The sequence below is a fragment of the Pseudomonas sp. B1-22 genome, assembly GCF_050474425.1.
In the GTDB taxonomy this organism is placed as follows: domain Bacteria; phylum Pseudomonadota; class Gammaproteobacteria; order Pseudomonadales; family Pseudomonadaceae; genus Pseudomonas.
The window spans coordinates 314,676-333,759 of the sequence record NZ_JBCHVH010000002.1; the positions used below are offsets into that span (position 1 = coordinate 314,676).

Annotated in this window: 14 protein-coding genes; 7 read left to right on the top strand and 7 right to left on the bottom strand. The window is 64.3% G+C overall.

Annotation, left to right across the window (positions count from 1 at the left end):
- Nucleotides 1-749 precede the first annotated feature (749 nt).
- Entirely contained in the window at nt 750-2,705 is a 1,956-nt protein-coding gene (gene acs, locus ACQ5BL_RS08360) for an acetate--CoA ligase (RefSeq protein ID WP_243808795.1), read from the bottom strand.
- Nucleotides 2,706-2,853: 148 nt separating this feature from the next.
- On the bottom strand, nt 2,854-3,801 hold the full coding sequence (locus tag ACQ5BL_RS08365; RefSeq protein ID WP_243808796.1) for a LysR family transcriptional regulator: 948 nt from the start codon (nt 3,799-3,801) through the stop codon (nt 2,854-2,856).
- A 346-nt stretch (nt 3,802-4,147) separates the two neighbouring features.
- Between ACQ5BL_RS08365 and ACQ5BL_RS08370 the strand changes: the two genes are divergently transcribed.
- On the top strand, nt 4,148-6,295 hold the full coding sequence (locus tag ACQ5BL_RS08370) for an FUSC family protein (protein WP_243808797.1): 2,148 nt from the start codon (nt 4,148-4,150) through the stop codon (nt 6,293-6,295).
- A 462-nt stretch (nt 6,296-6,757) separates the two neighbouring features.
- Nucleotides 6,758-7,021 (top strand): DUF2790 domain-containing protein, encoded by a 264-nt coding sequence (locus ACQ5BL_RS08375; RefSeq protein ID WP_207887420.1) that lies wholly within the window; start codon nt 6,758-6,760, stop codon nt 7,019-7,021.
- 194 nt (nt 7,022-7,215) lie between these two features.
- Here ACQ5BL_RS08375 and ACQ5BL_RS08380 read toward each other — a convergent pair whose 3' ends face one another.
- The gene (locus tag ACQ5BL_RS08380) at nt 7,216-8,511 is read right to left on the bottom strand and encodes a phospholipase (RefSeq protein WP_243808798.1); all 1,296 of its coding nucleotides are present in this window, start codon (nt 8,509-8,511) and stop codon (nt 7,216-7,218) included.
- A 220-nt stretch (nt 8,512-8,731) separates the two neighbouring features.
- Between ACQ5BL_RS08380 and ACQ5BL_RS08385 the strand changes: the two genes are divergently transcribed.
- Nucleotides 8,732-10,396, top strand: a complete 1,665-nt coding sequence (locus tag ACQ5BL_RS08385) for an MFS transporter (protein WP_243808799.1) — start codon at nt 8,732-8,734, stop codon at nt 10,394-10,396.
- A gap of 59 nt (nt 10,397-10,455) precedes the next feature.
- Here the strand turns inward: ACQ5BL_RS08385 and ACQ5BL_RS08390 are convergent, their stop codons facing one another.
- The gene (locus ACQ5BL_RS08390) at nt 10,456-11,793 is read right to left on the bottom strand and encodes a DEAD/DEAH box helicase (protein WP_243808853.1); all 1,338 of its coding nucleotides are present in this window, start codon (nt 11,791-11,793) and stop codon (nt 10,456-10,458) included.
- A gap of 157 nt (nt 11,794-11,950) precedes the next feature.
- Here ACQ5BL_RS08390 and ACQ5BL_RS08395 point away from each other — a divergent pair, with 157 nt between their 5' ends.
- The 4 genes from ACQ5BL_RS08395 (at nt 11,951) to ACQ5BL_RS08410 (ending at nt 15,334) form a co-directional block, all read left to right on the top strand.
- A complete protein-coding gene (locus tag ACQ5BL_RS08395; RefSeq protein WP_243808800.1) occupies nt 11,951-13,315 on the top strand; it encodes an MFS transporter in 1,365 nt (454 codons plus the stop codon).
- 97 nt (nt 13,316-13,412) lie between these two features.
- Nucleotides 13,413-13,958, top strand: a complete 546-nt coding sequence (locus ACQ5BL_RS08400) for a dihydrofolate reductase family protein (protein WP_207887424.1) — start codon at nt 13,413-13,415, stop codon at nt 13,956-13,958.
- Nucleotides 13,955-14,377, top strand: coding sequence for an NUDIX hydrolase (locus ACQ5BL_RS08405; protein ID WP_243808801.1), 423 nt, complete (start codon nt 13,955-13,957; stop codon nt 14,375-14,377). Before ACQ5BL_RS08400 ends, ACQ5BL_RS08405 begins: the two co-directional genes overlap by 4 nt.
- A 396-nt stretch (nt 14,378-14,773) precedes the next feature.
- Complete coding sequence (locus ACQ5BL_RS08410) at nt 14,774-15,334, top strand: C40 family peptidase (RefSeq protein WP_430293090.1); 561 nt, start codon at nt 14,774-14,776, stop codon at nt 15,332-15,334.
- Nucleotides 15,335-15,377: 43 nt separating this feature from the next.
- Here the strand turns inward: ACQ5BL_RS08410 and rarD are convergent, their stop codons facing one another.
- From rarD to rpsA, 3 genes are all read right to left on the bottom strand, one after another.
- Complete coding sequence (rarD, locus tag ACQ5BL_RS08415; protein WP_243808802.1) at nt 15,378-16,274, bottom strand: EamA family transporter RarD; 897 nt, start codon at nt 16,272-16,274, stop codon at nt 15,378-15,380.
- Nucleotides 16,271-17,140 (bottom strand): carboxylate/amino acid/amine transporter, encoded by an 870-nt coding sequence (locus tag ACQ5BL_RS08420; RefSeq protein WP_243808803.1) that lies wholly within the window; start codon nt 17,138-17,140, stop codon nt 16,271-16,273. The genes rarD and ACQ5BL_RS08420 overlap by 4 nt, the downstream gene beginning before the upstream one ends.
- Before the next feature lie 141 nt (nt 17,141-17,281).
- Entirely contained in the window at nt 17,282-18,964 is a 1,683-nt protein-coding gene (gene rpsA / locus ACQ5BL_RS08425) for a 30S ribosomal protein S1 (RefSeq protein ID WP_207887429.1), read from the bottom strand.
- Nucleotides 18,965-19,084: the final 120 nt, after the last annotated feature.

Here is a 19,084-nt window from a genome sequence, read left to right on the forward strand (position 1 = left end):
TAAGACTTCGATTGGCAGGAGAAAAGGGGTTGGCCCAGGCTGCCCGGCAGAAGTGAAGGTTATTGTTTCTCTGCGCATTGCCGGCGTGTTTCTCGTGGAAAAGCACGCCTACCGGGGTGAACGGCATTCTAGCGACAGCCCCTGAGCGGTTATTTCTTCAATGCGACAAGTAATTATAGAAGCGCTGGAGACAGAGCCCCTGCGGCTTGACGGCGCGGATAATACGTGATGCAGAAGTGAGTAGTAAAACCAATTTTACCTGCAGTTATCAGGCCAACAATTTTACCACCCAGTAATCATGCGGGTTGCGATAAGTTTTGGTGTTTGAAGTCGACAGGAAATGCACACCAAGCCCATACGAATTGTTTCCTGACGCCTCAATTTGTCGCACTGAAATGTTACCGGGGAGCACAACGCACACTGTAGGAACGAGCTTGCTCGCGAACCGCACTGCCTCATCGCGGACAGAGTCCCCTCCTACGCAAGCGCAAAGCACCGTCACCCCCTGTGGAAATGGATTCATCCGCGAGGGACTTTGCGGACAAGGTCCGCTCCTACGAGAATGGAAACGACGGGAATAGACCTGTAGGAGCGCGCCACGCGCGCGATCGCGGGCATGGCCCGCTCCTACAGGGGAATGCCGTGCCATACAGTTCGCGCGCATATCCCTCGTCCCTCGCTCCCACTAGATAGAAGCGCAGAAAAGAAAAACGCCCCGGCAAGCGGGGCGTCTTTCATGGAGCCTAGGATCAGGCAGCGCGCATGGACTGGTGCGTCTCCACCAGATGCTGCACCACGCTCGGATCGGCCAGGGTGGAGATGTCACCCAGCGCATCGTACTCGGCCGTGGCGATCTTGCGCAGGATGCGGCGCATGATCTTGCCCGAGCGAGTCTTCGGCAGGCCGGGCGCCCACTGGATCACGTCCGGGGTGGCGATCGGGCCGATTTCCTTGCGGACCCAGGCACGCAGTTCCTGGCGCAGTTGTTCGCTGTTTTCCTCGCCGGCATTCAAAGTGACGTAGACATAAATGCCCTGCCCCTTGATGTCGTGCGGCACGCCAACCACCGCGGCCTCGGCCACTTTCGGGTGGGCGACCAGGGCGCTCTCGATCTCGGCGGTGCCCATGCGGTGGCCGGAGACGTTGAGCACGTCATCGACGCGGCCGGTGATCCAGTAGTAGCCGTCCTCGTCGCGACGGGCGCCGTCGCCGGTGAAGTACATGCCCTTGAAGGTCTTGAAGTAGGTGTCCACGTAGCGGTCGTGGTCGCCGTAGAGGGTGCGCGCCTGGCCCGGCCAGGAATCGAGGATCACCAGGTTGCCCTCGGTGGCCCCTTCCAGGATGTTGCCCAGGTTGTCCACCAGCGCCGGCACCACGCCGAAGAACGGCTTGGCAGCGGAGCCCGGCTTCAGGCCATGGGCGCCCGGCAGAGGGGTCATCAGGCAGGCGCCGGTTTCGGTCTGCCACCAGGTGTCGACGATCGGGCAGCGCGACTGGCCGACGGTCTCGTAGTACCACTGCCAGGCTTCCGGGTTGATCGGCTCGCCCACCGAACCCAGCAGGCGCAGGCTGGAGCCGTCGGCGCCTTCGACCGCGGCCTTGCCCTCGGCCATCATGGCGCGGATGGCAGTCGGCGCGGTGTAGAGGATGTTGACCTTGTGCTTGTCGACAATCTTCGCAACGCGGGAGATGTCCGGGTAGTTCGGCACGCCCTCGAACAGCACGGTGGTCGCGCCGTTGGCCAACGGGCCGTAGACGACGTAGGTGTGGCCGGTGACCCAGCCGATGTCGGCGGTGCACCAGAAGACTTCGCCCGGGCGGTAGTCGAATACGCGCTCATGGGTCAGCGAGGCATAGACCAGGTAGCCGCCAGTGGTGTGCAGCACACCCTTGGGTTTGCCGGTGGAGCCGGAGGTGTAGAGGATGAACAGCGGGTCCTCGGCGCCCATTTCCTTCGGCGCGCAGGTGGAGCCGGCGACCTTCATCAGGTCCTCGAACCACACGTCGCGGTGCTGGTTCCACTTGATGTTCGAACCGGTGCGCTTGCAGACGATGATCTTCTGCACGCTGCTGGTTTCCGGGTTAGTCAGCGCGTCGTCGACGTTGGCTTTCAGCGGGGTCTTCTTGCCGCCGCGCACGCCTTCGTCGGCGGTGATCACCACCTTGGAGCGGCAGTCGATGATGCGGCCGGCCAGGGCTTCGGGAGAGAAGCCGCCGAACACCACGGAATGGATCGCACCGATGCGGGCGCAGGCCAGCATGGCAACCACGGCTTCCGGGATCATCGGCATGTAGATGGTCACCACGTCGCCACGGTGCACGTCCTGGCCACGCAGGGCGTTGGCGAACTTGCAGACCTGTTCGTGCAGTTCGCGGTAGGTGATTTCCTTGTGCTCGGAAGGATCGTCGCCTTCCCAGATGATGGCGATCTGGTCGCCGCGCTCGGCCAGGTGGCGGTCGAGGCAGTTGTAGGAGAGGTTCAGGGTGCCGTCGGCAAACCACTTGATGTCGACGTGGTGGTCGTCGAAGGAGGTTTGCTTGACCTTGGTGAACGGCTTGATCCAGTCGATGCGCTGGGCCTGTTCGCGCCAGAAGCCGTCGGGGTTGACCACCGACTGCTGGTACAGCTTCTTGTAGGTGGCCTCGTCGGTCAAAGTGGTCGCGGCCACTTCGGGACGCACGGGGTACACGGATGCCGCAGTCATGGCGTTCTACCTCGGTGAAGAGTGTTGTTTTTGTTGCCGTCAGTTGTAACGGCGACACCCTCCTCCGAACCATTCGACCATGGTCTTACCACTCGGGGCCCTGTACTGATGGGCCCCATAAGTGCGACTTCTGGCGGTTGTAGCGACCTCAGACCAAAGCCGTACGCCCGTGCTGCACCATCATCCGTTCGTGCTCCTCGAGCATGCCGGGTACGCAGTCACGCAGGAACTCCACCCAGGTGCGGATCTTCGCGTCGAGGTACTGGCGCGACGGGTACAATGCATAGACGTTGAGGTGGAACAGGCTGTAGTCGGGCAGCACGCGCACCAGGCTGCCGTCCTTGAGCCCCTGCACGGCGGAGTACACCGGCAGCGCGCCGATCCCCATGCCGGCGCGCACCGCCTCGGTCATGGCGTCGGCGGTGTTCACCTGGAAATGACTGTGGTTGATGCCGACCAGCTCCTGGCCGCCCGGGCCGTCGAACAGCCACTTGTCCAGGGACATCACCGAGTTCACCAGGCGCAGGCAACGGTGATCGGTAAGCTCGGCCAGCTTTGTCGGCATGCCGTTGCGCGCCACGTACTCGGGCGACGCGCAGAGCACGCTGTAGGTCTTGCCGATACGCTTGGAGACGAAGCCCGAATCCGGCAGCTCCTGGGCGATGACCACGGAGATGTCGTAACCCTCGTCGAGGATGTCGGTGATGCGGTTGGCCAGGGTCAGGTCGAAGCTGACCTCGGGGTAGATCTCGCAGTACTGCGAGATCGCGCGGATCAGGTAGTGCTGGCCGATACCGGTCATGGCATGCACCTTCACCTTGCCATGGGGCCGGGCGTGGGCGTCGCCCGCTTCGGCCTCGGCTTCCTCGATGTAGCCGAGGATCTGCTGGCAGCGCTGCAGGTAGCGCTGGCCGGCTTCGGTGAGGGCGATGCGGCGGGTGGTGCGGTGCAGCAGGCGGGTGCGCAGGTGCGCTTCGAGTTTGGCCACCGTCCGCGAGACGTACGCGGTGGTGAGGTCCATGCGCTGGGCGGCGGCGGTGAAACTGCCGGTCTCGGCGACACAGACGAAAGCACGCATGTTGTGCAGCAGGTCCATCATTTCTCCATAAGAGCCTGTCGGCGCACCACGGCGGGCGGCCTCTGCAACGGCGCTCGACCGAGCAACGCCTTGTTACAGATTCATGACAGGCGGCGAATTGTCGCACAGGTGTCGCGCGGGGATTATTGTACTTTCAGGTAACAATAATTCGCCCATCCGTCAGCTTATCCTGCCCCCGGCGCACTTCTAGAATCGCCGTCCCCAACGCGGTCTCCCGCCACGCCCCAGGACAAGCAGCCGTGCTCCGCCTTTCGCGCAACGTGCTTCCACCCCCTCGTTTCATCTCCCGACTACAAGGCCCTGAAGGCCTGATCCCCACCCAAAGCCAGACGAGATAAGCCCGATGAGCAGTCTCTCCGTGCGCCTGCCCAAGGCTGCCGCGCTGCGCTTCGCCCTGTCCGACTGGGCGCATACCGACGGCGTTACCTGGATGTTCATCCTCAAGACGCTGATCACCGCCTTCACCGCCTTGTGGCTGGCCTATCGCCTGGAATTGCCGCAGCCCAACACCGTGCTGGTGAGCGCCTTCATCGTGCTGCAGCCGCAGAGCGGGCAGGTACTGGCGAAGAGTTTCTACCGCATCCTCGGCACGTTGACCGGGCTGACGGTGATGGTCACCTTCATCGCCCTGTTCGCCCAGGAGCGCGTGCTGTTCCTGCTTTGCGTGGCGATCTGGGTCGGCCTGTGCACGGCCGGCGCGGCGCGCTACCGGGATTTCCGCGCGTACGCCTGCCTGCTCGCCGGCTACACCGCGGTGATGATCGGCATCCCCGCCACCCTGCACCCCGAAGGCGCCTTCATGCAGGCACTGTGGCGGGTGATCGAGATCAGCCTCGGGATTCTCTGCACCGGCGTGGTCAGCGCCGTGGTCCTGCCGCAGACCAGCACCGCCGCCCTGCGCAACGCGCTGAACACCCGCTTCGGCGATTTTGCCGGCCTCGCCAGCGCCGGGCTCAACGGCACGCTCGATCCCGAACGCTTCGAGCAAGCCAGTGCGCGCATCGCCGCCGAAGTGGTCGGCCTGGAAAGCCTGCGTAACGTCACCGCCTTCGAAGACCCGCACATGCGCCTGCGCAGCGGCCGCCTGGCGCGCCTGAACAGTGAGTTCATGCAGCTGACCACGCGCTTCCACGCCCTGCAGCGCCTGCTCGACCGCCTGCGTCAGCGCCAGGCCAGCAACGTGCTGGAAGTGCTGATGCCGTGCCTGATCGACGTCAGTGAACTGCTCGCCAGCTGGCACGGCCGACCGCTCTCCGAGGCCGACGCCGAGCGGCTCAGCGTGCAGCTGGAATTGTGCAAGCACCATCTGATGCCGCGCATCCGCGAGGCCCGCTCCACCCTCGGCCATACTTGCCCGCGGGAAGCCGACCAGCTGGATTTCGAGACCGCCGCCGAGCTGCTCTACCGCTTCGCCGACGATATGCACAACTACGCCCAGACCCACGCTTCGCTGGCCGCGCACAAGCACGAGCGCGAGCAGTGGAAGGAGCGCTTCACGCCCAAGGCCAATGCCCTGGCGGCAGCGGTCGCCGGCTTCCGCTGTGCGTTGCTGGTGATAGTCGGCGGGGTGTTCTGGATCGAGACCTCCTGGCTCAGCGGCGCCACCTTCGCGCTGACCTCCGTGCTGATCGCCGCGCTTTCATCCGCTTCACCCAATCCCAAACGCCTGTCACTGCAACTGACTCTCGGCACCCTGCTCGGCGCCACGCTCGGCTTCATCCTCACCTTCCGCGTGCTGCCGCACATCGATGGCTTCCCGCTGCTGTGCTTCGTGCTTGCCCCGGTGTTCGCCCTCGGCGCCTTCCTCATCACCCGTCCCAAGTGGAGTGGCTACGGCGTCGGCCTGCTGGTGTGGTTCTGCATCGCCTCGCTGCCGGCGAACCTGGCGCGCTACGACGCCTACACCTTCATCAACGAGTACCTGGCGATGCTGCTGTCGATGGGCATGGCGGTGGTCGCCTCGATCGTCATCCTGCCGCCGAACCGGCCATGGTTGTGGGAGCGTCTGGAAGCCGAGCTGCGCCTGCGCGTGGTGCGGGTGATCAGCGATCCGCTGAAGGGCCTGTCGTCGAACTTCGAAAGCGGCACCCGCGATCTGCTGAACCAGGCCTACGGGTTATCCACAGGCCGCCCGGACGTGCAGCGCCGGCTGCTGCGCTGGACCTTCCAGGTGCAGGAGATCGGCCTGTCGATCATCGAGCTGCGCCGCGAACAGGCAGCCTTGCCCAAGGAGCCCTGGTACGCCGAGCGCATGCCCTGGCGCCGGGCGATCCGTGCACTAGGACGCTCGCTGATCCGCCTGTTCATCCAGCCCAGCGAGAGCAACCGGCAGCGCGCTCTGGCGGCGGTTGAGCATGCCATCCATGCGACGCGCAGCACCGACGACCATCGACCGCCGCACTTCGACTCCTCGCCCCTGCGCCGGGTGTGCAGCTACCTGCACTTCATCCGCACCTCGCTGCTCGATCCGCAGTCGCCGCTGCGCGATTGAGCTGGGCGGGTTCGCGAGCAAGCTCGCTCCTACAGGTATGCGCCGGCGCGCTCTTCGTAGGAGCGAGCTTGCTCGCGAACCGCACGGCACAGGATTTCAGATTGTTCGTAGGAGCGGACTCCGTCCGCGATGCTTTCCGGCGCGCTGCGGACCAATCGCGGACGGAGTCCGCTCCGACGCCTGCCGACAACCCCGCGCGAATCCTTCGAATCTGCGACAGCCCGCTACAAGACCTCTCCTCAAACCCGCACCACGCCTGGATTGTTGCCTCTGAGTACGAAGTCTTGTTGGCGCCTGGATATATGACTCAAGTCAGGCAAATCCTATTATTTCCGTGCTGTTACAGCGCGCGCCGCAACACCATCCAAGACCCGTAACCATCCCCAACGCTTCCCGACGCAGCTCCGGCTGAGCGTCACGGGCAGGTCATGCCCGGACACCGGGAACAAGGCAGGTAAATTCATGAAAGCTGTAGTCATCCTGGCCATGCTGGGCTTCTCTTCGCTCGCCCTGGCCGAGCAGGTGAACGCCGCCGACCAGGCGCAAAGCGCGGCCGCGGAGCAGTACACCTACGACATGAAGCTGGACGTCGCCCATGTGATCTCCACCACGGACGTGTCCACCCAGTGCGGCATCGTGCCGGCACGCATGACCTACGAAGACTCCCAGGGTCAGCGCCACACCGTCGAATACCAGGTGTGGGGCAACGGCTGCTCCGGCGGCTAACCGGCTTAGAACCTGCTCTGATCGACTGCGCGTCGGCAGGGCTGCGTTGAAACTGGGCTCGGGATGCTCATTTGCAGCAGCAAACTCCGCTCCCTCGCCCACTTTCGCCTTGCCCTGCTCTAGCTCGTCGGATCAGGAGCGGGTTCCAAGACATTCCCGCCGGGGCTCCACGCCGCCCCGACGGGGATGCTCCCTTACGGCTGAAGCGCCGCCTTCGCGAGGTTGCGACTGTGCGCGCCAAAGTGCCGGATCAATTGCAGGATCTGTTCATCCAACGCCTCATCATGGCGGAACGGCTGCGGTGAGTTCCCCGCGCTGAAATCCCCCGCCGGCGTCTTCTCGTTCTCCAACCAATGACCGATGGCCGCATCGAATGCCGCCGCATGGGCATGGGACTCGCTCGCCACCACGTCACGCAGGTACTCCGTCGAGTACGGTGGATAACTTCCATCGGTGCTGGTGTCGGCATAGACCGCCAGCAACGGCGACTGCCCACCCTGGCGCAAGGTCTCGCGCAGCCAGTCCACCTGATAACGCTCGACGCCGGTATGCCGGTCCGCCACGCGCTGGATCGCCGCCTGCTTGTCGGCATCGAAGCCGGCCATGGACTTGCCCGCCGTCCACAACATGCTGCTGGTGGTCTCCCCCGGCAACGGCGTCGAATGGTAGGGCTGGGTCATGTCCTGGATGTAATGCATCGCCCAGCCGAGGAAACGGTAGCCCCAGTACGGGTGCCCCGTGTCGAAGGCGAAGCGCGCCAGGCCGTAGAACTGGTAGGCGCGCCACTCCGGCCAGTTGCGCTCAAGGTATGGCGCGCCGGCGAAGATGATCGCGTCCTCGTGGTAGAAGCCCATGTGGAACGGCGCCTGGGAGCTGAACTCGTAGCGCGGGTCGCCGAACGGCTGGGTGCCGAAGCCGTAGCGCTGGCCGGCCTCGCCGGGGTTGTCGCTGAACAGGTTGATGTCGTGGCCGAAGTCCGGCTCGTCGGCGGCGCTGGCCAGCACATCCAGTGCCGGAATCTTCTCCCCCGGCTGCAGTTGCACGAAACGCCACTGGCTCCAGCCGGACAGATTGTGGAACACCAGCACATCGGCCGGCTTGAGTACGGCATGGCCCGGCAGCTCACCTCCCGGTGGCAGCTGCACGGCGGTGGCCAGCTTGATTTCCGGGTTCAGGCGCAGCGCCATGAGGAACGCTTTGCTCAGGTCGTCGCGGCCGTCCTCGGTCAGGCGCAGGTCATCCGGGCGCGGCGGGTACGCGCGGAAGTGCTCGCGGGCATAGGTTTCCTGCTCGTCCAGCAGCTTCACCAGGCCCGCGCGCTGCTGGCTGATGAAGCTTTCCAGCGGCTCCACCTCGACCTCTGGCGCCTGGGTGATCGCCGGCAATTGCTGCAGGGCGATATAGCTGCCCAGGGTGTGATTGGACCAGGCCCAGAGGCTTTGCGGCAGGGCCAATAGGCCGGCCAGCAGGCAGGTTGAAAATCGCTTCATCGGCTCTTCGCTCTTATTGGCAATGCAATGCGGAAAATTCCGACGCAGCCTAACAATCCGAAGCCACGCCGGCACTGTCGAAGCTTGCCAGCACGAGTCACCGATAACGCCATGGCTGACCATCATCAATGGCGCATATGGCCCCAGCCACTACACTTGCCCGGCATGGAAAGGCACCGCGGCCACGCGCGTACCGACCACTCGAAATAAGGGCGTTCCCATGCTGCAGTCCGTTTCACCCAAGCACGACCTCCCCCTCAAACCCGATCCAGTAGAACCCCGCAGCGGCGTTCTCGCCCCCTTCAGCATCGCCGCGTTCCGCATCATCTGGATCTGCAACCTGTTCGCCAACCTGGGCACCTGGGCGCAATCGGTGGCGGCCGCCTGGGTAGTCACCGAGGCCCACGCCAGCCCCCTGATGGTGGCGATGATCCAGGTCGCCTCGGCGCTGCCGCTGGTGCTGCTGTCGATCATGTCCGGCGTGCTGGCCGACAACCACGACCGGCGCAAGATCATGCTGGTGGGCCTGACGGTGGAGCTCTCCGGTGCCGCGCTGGTGACGGTGCTGGCGTTCATGGGCTACCTCGACCCGCTGCTGCTGATCGTGTCGATCCTCTGGCTGTCGCTGGGCAGCTCGATCACCATCCCGGCCTGGCAGGCGGCGGTGAACGAGCAGGTGCCACCGCGCATGCTCGGCGACGCGGTGCTGCTCAACAGCGTCAACTACAACGTCGCCCGCGCGGTCGGTCCGGCCATCGGCGGCCTGCTGCTGTCGGCCACCGGGCCGTCCTGGGTGTTCCTGTTCAACTGCCTGTGCTACGCCGCACTGATCTGGGCGATCTGGCAATGGCGCCGCGACGTGCCCAAACGCACCCTGCCGCCGGAGCACATCTTCGAAGGCGTGATCGCCGCACTGCGCTTCACCCAATATTCCAGCGTCACCCGCCTGGTGATGATGCGCTCGGCGGTGTTCGGCCTGTCGGCCAGCGCCATCTGGGCCTTGTTGCCGCTGCTGGCACACCGTAATCCGGACGGCAGCGCCTCGGTGTATGGCTACATGCTCGGCGCCCTCGGCCTGGGCGCCATCGTCGCCAGTACCGTGGTCAGCAAGGCTCGCCTGCTGCTGGGCAGCAGCAGGCTGATCAGCTTCGCCGCCGCCACGCTCGCACTGGTCATGCTCATCCTGGGCTGGGTCGACAACCTCTGGGTGATCTTCCCCGCACTGGTGCTGGGCGGCGCCTGCTGGATCGCGGCGGTAGCCACCTACAACTCCGCCGTGCAGATTCTCGTGCCCGACTGGGTCAAGGCCCGGGCCCTGGCGCTCTACCAGACCGCGATCTATGGCGGGCTCGCGGCGGGCTCCTTCCTTTGGGGCCACTTTGCCGAAACCATGGGGGTGCAAGGCGCGCTGATCGCCGCCGGTTGCCTGCTGCTGATCTCGGTGGCGCTGCTGTACAACTCGCGCCTGCCGGAGCTGAACTCCGCCAGCATCGCCCGCGCACCGGTCGGCGTGCCGGGGCAGCCGACCTTCGTCTTCAACCCGGAGCGCGGCTCGGTGCTGGTCTCCATCGAGTACCGGATCCCCGCCGAGCGTACCCGTGACTTCGTTCGCGCTGCCAAGCCGCTGCGCCGCCTGCGCCTGCGCAACGGGGCGGAGCGCTGGGCGCTGTACCGCGACGTGAGCAACCAGGAAATCTGGCAGGAGTTGTTCCTGGTGGACAACTGGATCGGCCACCTGCGGATGCTCGACCGCCTCACCCTTGAGGACAAGACCATCATCGACAACGTCACCAGCCTGCATGCGGGCGACGCGCCGCCGGTGATACGCCACGGGGTGAGCTACGAGTCGGGAAGTTACGAGCCGCCGCCGGAGTCCCTGGGCTAATCGCGTAGAAACAAAAACGCCTCTCGGTCAGGAGAGGCGTTTTCGGTAACGCGGAAGGATTACTCCGCTGCGGGCTTCTTGCGCTTGAGCGGCGCCAGGCCGTCCTGGCTCACCACCTTGGACGGGCCAGCCTTGGGTTTGGCGGCGGGCTTCTTCTTGGCCGACGCCTTGCTGCCACCCTTCTTCGCATCGTCCTTTTTCTTCTTGGTGCCAGCGGCCTTGCCGGATGCCTTGACCTTCTTCGGTCCCTTGTAGGTGCCTTTGAGTTCCTTGATGGTACGCAGCTCGAAGCGCAGCTTGAGGTAGCGTTCGATGCTCGACATCAGGTTCCAGTCGCCATGGCCGACCAGCGAAATCGCGGTGCCGGCAGCGCCGGCGCGGCCGGTACGGCCGATGCGGTGCACGTACTCGTCACCACGGCGCGGGATGTCGAAGTTGATCACCAGGTCCAGGCCATCGACATCCAGGCCACGGGCGGCCACGTCGGTGGCGACGAGGATCTTCACCGCGCCCTGCTTCAGGCGCTCGATGGCCAGCTTGCGGTCCTTCTGGTCCTTCTCGCCATGCAAGACGAAGACCTTGTGCCCGGCAGCGATCAGGCGACCGGTAAGACGATCGGCGGCGACGCGGGTGTTGGTGAAGATGATCGCCTTGTCGTAGGTCTCGTTGCCGATCAGCCAGTGCACCAGGGCTTCCTTGTGCGCCACGTCGTCGGTCAGGATCACCTGCTGCTGCACATCCTCGTTCAGCTCGCTGACGCGGTTGAGCTGCAGGTTCTCCGGCTCGCGCAGCACCTTCTCGACCATCTCGTGCAGGCCGCTGCCGCTGGTGGCGGAGAACAGCAGGGTCTGGCGCTCGGCCGGGCACTGCGCGGCAAGCTTGAGCACGTCCTCGGAGAAGCCCATGTCGAGCATGCGGTCGGCTTCGTCGAGGATCAGCACTTCCACGTCCCCCAGCGGCAGGTTGCCGGCGTTGAACTGCTCGTTCAGGCGGCCCGGAGTGCCGATGATGATTTCCGGGTTCTTGCGCAGGCGCGCGCCCTGCACCTTGAAGTCTTCGCCGCCGGTGATCAGGCAGGCCTTGATGAAGGTGAACTGGGCAAAGCGCTCGACTTCCTTGAGGGTCTGCTGGGCCAGCTCGCGGGTCGGCAGCAGGATCAGCGCGCGGGCGCCGCTCTTGGGCTTCTCTTCGCTCAGCAGGCGGTGCAGCAACGGCAGCACGAAGGCGGCGGTCTTGCCGCTGCCGGTCTGCGCCGTTACCCGCAGGTCGCGTCCCTCCAGGGCCTTCGGGATGGCCGCAGCCTGGACCGGGGTCGGCTCGGAGAAGGACAACGAATCGAGCGCCTTGAGCAGGCGTTCGTGCAGGGCGAATTGGGAGAACAAGGCAGACCTCGATATCACGTAAAGACCAAATAGCTGCATAGCGTAACCGATGCGCAGCTTTTAATCGCCGGTCGCAATCGGCACGGCACGGGTCGCGTAGGGGACAGACAGCCTCGGGAGCCGCTCCCAGACTGGCCGCAACGCCCAAGAACGCCGCACAAGGATAGCCGCGATGACGCACCGCCCAACCGCCGCCGAACGTCTGGAGCGCCTGCCGCTGAGTCCTTACCACCGGTTGATCTTCGTGATCATCGCCCTGGCGTTCTTCTTCGACTCCATGGACCTGGCGATGATGACCTTCCTGCTCGGCTCGATCAAAGCCGAGTTCGGGCTCTCCAGCGCCCAGGCCGGCCTGCTGGCCAGCTCCAGCTTCGTTGGCATGGTGATCGGCGCGGCGCTGTCCGGTCTGCTCGCCGACCGCTTCGGGCGCAAGCCGGTGTTCCAGTGGAGCATCGTGCTCTGGGGCATCGCCAGCTACCTCTGCTCCACCGCCGGCGACGTGCAGCAGTTGACCCTCTACCGCGTGCTGCTGGGGATCGGCATGGGCATGGAGTTCCCCATCGCCCAGTCGCTGCTCTCGGAAATGATCCCGGCGCAGAAGCGCGGCAAGTACATCGCGCTGATGGACGGTTTCTGGCCGCTGGGTTTCATCGCCGCGGGCTGTCTGTCCTACTTCATCCTGCCGGTGGCCGGCTGGCGCAGCCTGTTCCTGCTGCTGGCGTTCCCGGCGATCTTCGTCCTGGCGATCCGCTTCATGATCCCGGAATCGCCGCGCTGGCTGGAACAGGCCGGACTGCTCGATCAGGCCGAGCGCTCCCTGCAACGCATCGAAGCGCGGGTGATGGCCTCACTCAAGCTGACCAGCCTGCCCGAACCGCGCCCGCTGGCGCGCCCGGAGCCGAGTGCGCCGGGGTTCTTCCGCGCCTTCGCCGAACTCTGGTCGCCCGCCTATCGACGCCGCACGCTGACGGTCTGGAACCTGTGGTTCTTCGCCCTGCTCGGCTTCTACGGCCTCACCTCCTGGCTCAGCGCGCTGCTCCAGCAATCGGGCTTCGCCGCCACCCAGTCGGTCTACTACACGGTGCTGATCTCCCTGGCCGGCATTCCCGGTTTCCTCTGCGCGGCCTGGCTGGTCGAACGCTGGGGACGCAAGCCAAGTTGCGTACTGATGCTCCTGGGCGGCGGCGCCATGGCCTACGCCTACGGGCAGACGGCGGTGTTCGGCGGCAGCCTGGGCCTGCTGATCGGCTTCGGTCTGGCCATGCAGTTCTTCCTGTTCGGCATGTGGGCGGTGCTCTACACCTACACGCCGGAGCTCTACCCCACCTCGGCGCGCGCCACCGGTTCCGGCTTCGCCTCGGCAGTCGGACGCATCGGCTCGCTGCTCGGCCCCACCGTCGCCGGCCTGATCCTGCCGGTGGCCGGCCAGGGAGGCGTGTTCACCCTCGGCGCACTGTGCTTCCTGCTCGCCGCCGGCGTGGTCTGGATCTTCGGCATCGAAACGCGTGGCCGAACCCTGGAGGAACTCGCCGGCTGACGTGCCGCCCAACGCAGGCAGGAATCGGACGAACGTACCAGCACCCTACAGCCACCGTGCCATGCTCTGATCGAGCCTTACGCAACGGAGAAACAGGGTGCAATCGACTCTCATTTATTTCGTCGCTGCCAGCCTGGACGGGTATATCGCCCGGCCCGATGGCAGCGTGGACTGGCTGCAGGGTTACGACAGCGCGACCGACGACCATGGCTACGGCGCCTTCTATGCCAGTATCGACGGCCTGCTGATGGGGCGCGCCACCTACCTCCACTCCCTCGGATTGGGCGACTGGCCCTATCCGGGCAAACCGGCCCTCATCCTGACCCGTGCCAACCACCTTCCGCTGGCAAGCCCCACCGTCGAGTTGATGCACAGCCCACCGAGCGAAGCCCTGGAGGCCCTGCAGGCCAAGGGTTGTCGGCGCATCTGGCTGGTCGGCGGCGGGAGCCTGGCGGGAAACTTTCTTGCCGCGGGGTTGCTCGACGAGCTGATCGTCAGCATCATCCCCCACCTGCTCGGAGCCGGCATTCCGCTGTTCAGCATCGGGCTCGAACAACGCCTGCAACTGCTGGAACAGCGCAGTTTTCCCAGCGGCATCGTGCAACTGCGTTACCAGGTTCTCAAGGAAAGCCCCTCGCCATGACCCTCGCCACCCTCAGCATCGCCGCCGCCTGCCTGCTCGACGACAGCGGACGCCTGCTGCTGGTGCGCAAGCGCGGCACCCACGCCTTCATGCTGCCCGGCGGCAAGCACGAGCCCGGTGAAACCTCGGTGCAGGCTCTGCTGCGCGAACTGGATGAAGAGCTCAACCTGCGCCTGACGGAAAACGCGCTGACGCTGCTGGGCCATTTCCACGCCGACGCGGCCAATGAGCCCGATACCCAGATCGACGCGCAGGTCTACCTGGCCGCCCTGCCCCACCCGGTAAGCCCCGCGGCGGAGCTGGAAGAACTGGCCTGGCTCGCCCCCACTGACCTGGCCCCTGGCAAAAGCGTCCCGCACAATCTCGCGCCGCTGTTGCGCGAACACGTCCTGCCGGCCCTTCTCCAGCACCTGGGCTGATTCCTGGTCAGCGCAAGAACCTGCATTTCGTCGGGTTTTTACCTGCGACGGCACACCTTCCCTGGCTTTGCGCCATCAGGGGCATGGCGCCCTGCCGTCATAGCCCAAACCCCCATGGCATAGGGCTTCCTGCTATAAGCCACGGCCCTGACCGATGGGTCCGAGCACATGTCACGGATCTTCCAGCAAGTCACATGACGATTTGCAGAGTCGACAGACGGTAAAAACTGTCATGAAAACTCGTTCAGAATGCCCGGACTTTTTAGACGGACAAAAAGGAAACCACGCCGACAGCAACGGCGATCCAGCGGAGTCTGGGTGACATCAACCAGCAAGAAGACATGCCGAATGCGACGTAACATTTTGACATGCCTTTCCATAGGCTTGGCGACCCTCTTGGCCGCCACCGGGGCTACCGCCTCATCCAAGGTCTCACGCACTTACCACCCTGCTCCGGTCGACCTGCGCGTCCCGGTCCAGGGCAGCGCCCTGCTGACCATGACGCCTCAGGCCGAAAAACCGGCCAAGAGCGAGGCACACCAGGTCACCCAGCGCGCCTACAGCATGATCGGCACGCCCTACCGCTGGGGCGGCACCACGCCCAAGCGCGGCTTCGATTGCAGCGGCCTGGTGAACTACGTGTTCCAGAACGTGGATGAAGTCGACCTGCCGCGTACCGCCCGCGAGATCTTCAGCATGCGCGGCAACCCGAAGGTGGCCCGCGACGATCTGCAGCCCGGCGACCTGGTGTTCTTCCGCATTCACAATCGCCGCAATGTCGACCACGTCGGCATCTACGTCGGCGACAACCAGTTCGTCCATGCGCCGCGCCGCGGCCAGAAGGTCCGCGTCTCCGACCTCAATGGCGACTACTGGAAACGTCACTACACCGCCGCCCGCCGCATCCTGCCGGAAACCCTGGCCAAGGCCGACGTCGGCGGCCGCAGCTTCGACTGACGGCCTGCGCTCTCCCTTCCTGGGAGAGCGCTTCCCTCCTCGCTTACAAGCCTCGACGCGCCTGACGGCGCAACAGTCGCGCGCTATCCCAACCGGTCAGCAGCACGGCGATCCAGATCGGTCCGTAGGTCCATATCTGCGCCGGATTGAACGCCTCGCCCAGGAACAGCACGGCGATGGCGAATAACAGCACCGGCTCGACGTAGCTCAGAATCCCGAACAGCCCCATCGGCAGCAACCGGCTGGACGCCATCATGGCGCCAAAGGCCAGCGCACTGATCAGGCCAAGCAGCGGCAGCAATGCCCACAGGCGCGGCACCGCCTCCAGTACCTCGCCACTGCCGGTGATCCATAGCGTCGCCAGCGCGAACGGCAGCAGCACGGCCATCTCGAAGACGAAGCCCGATAGCGAGTCCACCGCCATCTTGCGGCGCAGCATGAAGTACGGCGGATAGCCCAGCGCCGTGATCAGGCTGAACCAGGAAAACGCCCGGGTCAGCCACAGCTCATGCAGTACCCCGGCAACGGCGAAGACCACGGCGATGGCTTGCAGCGGCGTCAGGCGCTCGCCATAGAACAGCCGCCCGCAGAGCACCATGGTCAACGGCAGCAGGAAGTAGCCCAGCGACAACTCCAGGGTGCGCCCGACCATGGGCGCCCAGATGAACACGCCCCACTGCACCAGCATCATCGCCGCCGTCAGCGGGAAGCACGCCAGCAGCCAAGGCTCACGCAGCAGGCGTCGGGCTGCGTCACGCAGGACATTTCCCTGGCGGGTGAACCACACCAGCAGCAGCACCATGGGAATTGACCAGACCACCCGGTGAGCGATCACCTGGATGCTGCTCAGCGGCTCCAATGCATGGATATAGGCCGGCAGGGTCACGAACAGCACCGACGACGCCAGGGACAGCGCCACGCCACGTCCGGAGATATTCATGCGAAACGCTCCTTGTGGCGGCGCAGGCCGAGGCGATTGACGCCCAGGGATGCGACGATCACCGCACCGCCCAGGGCCAGGCGCGGCAGATCGGCCTGTTCGCCCCAGATCAGCAGATTGATCAGCAGTCCCACTGGCACGTGCAGGTTATTCATCACCGCCAGGGTTCCGGCATCCACCAGGGTGCCGCCCTTGTTCCACCAGAACTGCCCCAATGCCGTGGCCAGCAACCCCATCCATACCAGCACCCCCCATTGCACCTCGGTGCTGGGCAGCTTTTGCGGGTTACCGAACAGCAGCCAGCCCGGCAGCGCGATCAGCAGCGCGCCGACGAAGAAGTAGCCGAAGCGGCGGTATTGCGGGATATCCGAGGGGTAGCGCTGTACCAGGTGCTTGTAGAACACCTGCCCGGCGGCGAAGGTCGCGTTGGCCAGCTGCAGCAGCAGGAAGCCCTGGATGTAATCGCCGCTGACGCCGTCGTAGCGAATGATCCCCGCCCCCAGCACCGCCACGGCGGCCGCCAGCAGCGCCCAGGCATTGAAACGACGGTTCAGCGCGTCATCGATCAGCGCCACGTGCAGCGGCGTCAGCACGGTGAACAGCAGCACTTCCGGCACCGTCAGCACCCGGAAGCTCTGGTAGAGGCAGACATAGGTAATGCCAAACTGCAGCGCGCCGGCCAGCATCACCCCGGCAATGAAACGCGGATCGACGCCGCGCCAGCGGGTCAACGGCAGGAACACCAGGCCGGCGAGCACCACACGGGTCAGTACCGCGAAATAGCTGTCGACCTGCCCGGCGAGATACTCACCGATCAGGCTGAAGGAAAACGCCCAAAGGACGGTAACGAAAAGCAGGTAAGGCATGAGGGATACGACCGGAACGGGGCAAGCACCATAGCGTCTGTCTCACACCGGAGAATAGCGCTGCGCGCCCGCCGCCAGCGAAAGGCAGAAACGAAAAAGGGCGACCGAAGTCGCCCTTTTCCTTGGATGAGGAAGCAGGGATTAGCCCTGGTTCTCCATCTGAGCACGGATCAGGTCACCGATGGTGGTCGGACCAGTGCTTTCTGCGTCTTGCTTGCTACGCAGTTCTTTCATCGCATCCTTCTCGTCATCAACGTCCTTGGACTTGATGGAGAGGGAAATGACGCGGCTCTTACGGTCGATGCTGATGATCTTGGCTTCGACTTCTTCGCCTTCTTTCAGAACGTTGCGAGCGTCTTCAACGCGGTCACGGCTGATTTCGGAGGCTTTCAGGATGCCTTCGATTTCGCCGGCCAGGGTGATGACAGCGCCCTTGGCGTCAACTTCCTTCACGGTGCCGCGAACGATGGTGCCCTTCTCGTGCATCGAGGCGTAGTTGGAGAACGGATCGTCTTCCAGCTGCTTGATGCCCAGGGAGATGCGCTCACGCTCCGGATCAACGGAGAGGATGACGGTTTCCAGCTCGTCGCCCTTCTTGAAGCGGCGAACGGCTTCTTCGCCAACTTCGTTCCAGGAGATGTCGGACAGGTGAACCAGACCGTCGATGCCGCCTTCCAGGCCGATGAAGATACCGAAATCGGTGATCGACTTGATGGTGCCGGAGATCTTGTCGCCCTTGTTGAAGCGGCCGGAGAAGTCTTCCCACGGGTTGGACTTGCACTGCTTGATGCCCAGGGAGATACGACGACGCTCTTCGTCGATGTCCAGAACCTGAACTTCCACTTCGTCGCCAACCTGAACGACTTTCGACGGGTGGATGTTCTTGTTGGTCCAGTCCATTTCGGAGACGTGTACCAGGCCTTCCACGCCCTCTTCCAGCTCGGCGAAGCAGCCGTAGTCGGTGAGGTTGGTGACGCGCGCGGTAACGCGGGTGCCTTCCGGGTAACGAGCCTTGATAGCAACCCATGGGTCTTCGCCCAGTTGCTTCAGACCCAGGGATACGCGGTTGCGCTCGCGGTCGAACTTCAGAACCTTGACATCGATCTCGTCGCCAACGTTGACGATTTCCGACGGATGCTTGATACGCTTCCAGGCCATGTCGGTGATGTGCAGCAGACCATCGACGCCGCCCAGGTCAACGAACGCACCGTAGTCGGTGAGGTTCTTGACGATACCTTTGACCTGCTGGCCTTCCTGCAGGGATTCCAGCAGAGCCTCGCGCTCGGCGCTGTTCTCGGCTTCCAGCACGCTGCGGCGGGAAACGACAACGTTGTTGCGCTTCTGGTCCAGCTTGATGACCTTGAACTCGAGCTCTTTGCCTTCCAGGTGAGTGGTGTCACGCACCGGACGCACGTCGACCAGCGAACCCGGCAGGAACGCGCGGATGCCGTTGACGTCAACGGTGAAGCCACCCTTGACCTTGCCGTTGATGACGCCCTTGACCACTTCGTCGGCAGAGAAAGCAGCTTCCAGAACAATCCAGCTCTCGGCACGCTTGGCTTTCTCGCGGGACAGCTTGGTTTCACCGAAGCCATCTTCTACCGCGTCCAGCGCAACGTGGACTTCGTCACCCACATTGATGGTCAGCTCGCCCTGTTCGTTGTAGAACTGCTCGACCGGGATGACGCCCTCGGATTTCAGACCGGCATGGACGGTGACCCAGTCACCATCGATGTCGACCACGATGCCGGTGATGATTGCACCCGGCTGCATGTCGAGGGATTTCAGACTTTCTTCAAAGAGTTCTGCGAAGCTTTCGCTCATGTCTATACCTGTAGTCAAAGGCTTGTAAGCCCGATTCCGCGCCACCAGCGAACACGGTCAAGTGATGAAAAAGAAGCCAGCGGGATCAAGACTGGTATCCCGCCGGCCCCCTGTTGCACC